This is a genomic window from Streptomyces sp. NPDC104106 (assembly GCF_055584345.1).
The window spans coordinates 122,637-126,542 of the sequence record NZ_JBVJMF010000027.1; the positions used below are offsets into that span (position 1 = coordinate 122,637).

Genomic DNA, 3,906 nt, shown 5'->3' on the forward strand with positions numbered 1-3,906 from the left:
GCCACGCGTCGTGCGTCCGCGCCCACCGGTGCGCCGCAGGCCGCCGAGGAGACTCCGGCCGTCGAGGAGGCCCCGGCCGCCGTTTCCGCTTCCGCCGCCGAGGCCGACGCGCCCGCGGACGAGACCGGCCCGCGCCGTACGCGGCGCCGGGCCACCCGTCGTGCGGCCGCGCCCGCCGAGACCGCCGCCGAAGAGGTTGCGGGCGCGCACACCCCGGAGGTTCCCGTCACCACGCACACCACCGAGCCCGCCACCGCCGCCCAGGAGCCGCGGACCGAGGTCGCCGGCCAGGTACCGGCCGAGGAGGCCGCGCCGCGCCGCGCCCGGCGCCGGGTCGTGCGTGCCGCGTCCGGGTTCGCCGCTCCCGCGCGGGAGCCGCAGGCCGCCGAGACCGAGGGGTCGCGCAGGCCCGCCCGGCCCGCCGTGGCCGTGTTCCAGGCGCCGGTGTTCGCCGAGCCCAAGTTCCAGACCCCGGAGCGCGCCGCCGCCGAGGCGGCTGCCGAGGCCGCCGGGACGGAGGAGCCCGAGGAGTACGCCGAGGAGCGCGCCGAGGCCGGTGCGCGCCGCCGTCGTCGCCGTCGGGGCGGCGCCGAGGAGCCGCAGGGACCCGAGGCCGCCGCCACGGACGAGGAGCCGGAGACGGCCGAGGAGGCCGCCGAGCCGGCCGAGGACCTCGCCGAGGGCGAGGAGGCCGACGAGACCGAGGGCGCCGAGGGCTACGAGGAGTCCGGCCTCCGTCGCCGTCGCCGTCGTGGCGGCCGGCGCCGCCGCCGCGGTGAGAGCGCCGAGGGTGAGGGCGCGGAGGCCGAGGCCGACGAGCTGGCCGCCGAGCAGGCCGACCAGGACGCCGAGGACACCGCCGAGCAGGAGGAAGAGGACGCCGAGGAGGCCCGCGGCGAGGACGGCGCGGGCTCCAGCTCCAGCAGCCGTCGCCGCCGTCGTCGCCGCCGCCGCGCCGGCGAGACCGCCGCCGACACCGAGCCCGGCGAGGGCGACCCGGAGCGTACGGTCGTCAAGGTCCGCGAGCCGCGCAAGCCGAGCGAGCCGTCCGACGAGGTGCAGTCCATCAAGGGCTCGACGCGCCTGGAGGCCAAGAAGCAGCGCCGGCGCGAGGGCCGCGAGCAGGGCCGCCGACGCGTCCCGATCATCACCGAGGCCGAGTTCCTGGCCCGCCGCGAGGCCGTCGAGCGCGTGATGGTCGTGCGCCAGCACGGCGAGCGCACGCAGATCGGCGTCCTGGAGGACGGCGTGCTCGTCGAGCACTACGTCAACAAGGAGCAGGCGACCTCGTACGTCGGCAACGTGTACCTGGGCAAGGTGCAGAACGTGCTGCCCTCGATGGAGGCCGCGTTCATCGACATCGGCAAGGGACGCAACGCCGTCCTGTACGCCGGTGAGGTCAACTTCGAGGCGCTGGGCATGGCGGGCGGCCCGCGCCGCATCGAGGCCGCCCTGAAGTCCGGCCAGTCGGTGCTCGTCCAGGTGACGAAGGACCCGATCGGACACAAGGGCGCGCGTCTGACGAGCCAGGTCTCCCTTCCGGGCCGCTACCTCGTGTACGTCCCCGAGGGCTCGATGACCGGCATCAGCCGCAAGCTGCCCGACACCGAGCGGGCCCGGCTGAAGACCATCCTCAAGAAGATCGTCCCCGAGGACGCGGGCGTCATCGTGCGCACCGCCGCCGAGGGCGCGAGCGAGGACGAGCTGCGCCGGGACGTCGAGCGGCTGCAGGCGCAGTGGGAGGACATCCAGAAGAAGGCAAAGAACGGCAACGCGCCCACGCTGCTGTACGGCGAGCCGGACATGACCGTCCGGGTTGTGCGCGACATCTTCAACGAGGACTTCTCCAAGGTCATCGTCAGCGGTGACGACGCCTGGGAGACGATCCACGGGTACGTCTCGCACGTCGCGCCGGACCTCGCCGGGCGCCTGTCGAAGTGGACCTCCGAGGTCGACGCCTTCGCCACGTACCGGATCGACGAGCAGCTCGCCAAGGCCCTGGACCGCAAGGTCTGGCTGCCGAGCGGCGGTTCGCTGGTGATCGACCGGACCGAGGCGATGGTCGTCATCGACGTCAACACCGGTAAGTTCACCGGCCAGGGCGGCAACCTGGAGGAGACGGTCACCAGGAACAACCTGGAGGCGGCCGAGGAGATCGTGCGCCAGCTGCGGCTGCGCGACCTCGGCGGCATCATCGTGATCGACTTCATCGACATGGTGCTGGAGTCCAACCGGGACCTGGTGCTGCGGCGCCTGCTGGAGTGCCTGGGCCGGGACCGTACGAAGCACCAGGTCGCCGAGGTGACGTCGCTGGGCCTGGTCCAGATGACCCGCAAGCGCGTCGGCCAGGGCCTGCTGGAGTCCTTCTCCGAGACCTGCGTCCACTGCAACGGCCGCGGTGTCATCGTGCACATGGAGCAGCCGAGCGCCGTCGCCGGCGGCGGTGGCGGCAAGCGCAAGAAGCGCGGCCGGGGCGGCGATGTGCACGAGCACGTGGCCGAGCACGTGCACGAGACCGCCGCCGTGGCCGTGGAGAGCGGCGAGGCCGTCGAGCCCGAGGTGGAGACCGCCGTCGAGGTGGCCGCCGAGATCGCCGAGCCGGTCGCCCTGCCCGCGCCCGACTTCGCACCGGACGAGGAGCTGTACAGCAGCGTCGCCGAGGCGGAGGCGGCGGCCACCCGTGGCCGTACGCGCCGCCGGGCGAGCCGCCGGGCGTCGGCTCCGGCGGGCGCGCCGAAGGCGGAGAAGGCCGCCAGGGCCGGGAGGGCCGCCGAGCGTGCCGAGGTGACCGAGCAGGCCGAGGCGCCGACGGAAGAGGCCGCGGTGACGCCGGTCGCTCCGCAGGCCACGGCCGAGGAGGCCCTCGCCGAGGTGCGCGCCGCCGAGCCGGTGGCCGTCGCTGAGGAGGCGGTCCCTGCGCCGCAGGCCGAGACCGGGGCCGCGTCCGTCGAGGGCGCCGAAGAGGCCGCGCCGAAGGGCCGTACGCGCCGTCGTGCGACCCGGAAGGCGTCCGCGCCGGCCGGTTCCCCGGCCGGGGTCGAGGCGGCCGTGCTGACGGTGTCCGAGGCCGCGCCCGCGACCGAGGCGCCGGTGGCCGAGCCCGAGCCCGAGGCCGTGGCACCGGCCGCGGTCGAGGAGGCGCCCGCACAGAGCGCCGCCCCGGCCCGTCCGCGCCGGCGTGCCGTGCGCAAGGCCACCGCGCCGACCGCGTCCGAGGAGACGGCCGTCGTGGTCGTCCCGTCGGCCCCGGCGGAGGAGGCCCAGGCGGCCGAGGAGGCAGAGGCGCCCGCCGACGAGGCGGTCGCGCAGGCCAAGAAGACCGCCCGCAAGGCGGCCAAGAAGGCCCCGGCGAAGAAGACGGCCGCCAAGAAGACCGCGGCCAAGAAGACGGCCGCCGCCAAGAAGACCGCCGCCAAGAAGACCGCCGCGAAGAAGACGACGGCCAAGAAGGCGACGGCCAAGAAGACGGCCGCGAAGTCGACGGCGCGGAAGTCCGCGGCGGCCGAGCAGACGGTCCCGTCCGGTCCGGTCTCCGGCACCGACGACTGACCCGCTGCCGTACCCGGTGTGGTCCTGTCCGCCCGTGACAGGACCACACCTTTTTCCGGCGGGCGTACGGCGCGGGCCCACCCCGGCACCACGCGCCCGCCGGCGCACGTGTGACCCAAAGGAGAGAACCCGCATGATCGGCCTCGTGCTGGCGGCCGGCGCCGGACGGCGTCTGCGCCCCTACACCGACACCCTGCCCAAGGCCCTCGTGCCGGTGGGGCCCGAAGGCGCGCAGGACGGACCGGACGCCCTCACCGTCCTGGACCTCACCCTCGGCAACTTCGCCGAGATCGGGCTGACCGAGGTCGCGGTGATCGTCGGCTACCGCAAGGAGGCCGTGTACGAGCGCAAGGCGGC

Annotated in this window: 2 protein-coding genes; both read left to right on the forward strand. The window is 75.1% G+C overall.

Annotated features, from left to right (window positions below; genetic code table 11):
• The coding region (locus ACZ60X_RS39775) for an Rne/Rng family ribonuclease (protein ID WP_469609798.1) at positions 1–3,549 on the forward strand (3,549 nt) is incomplete at its 5' end.
• A gap of 133 nt (positions 3,550–3,682) precedes the next feature.
• Positions 3,683–3,906: sugar phosphate nucleotidyltransferase (locus tag ACZ60X_RS39780; RefSeq protein WP_469609801.1), on the forward strand; the 224-nt coding region annotated here is incomplete at its 3' end.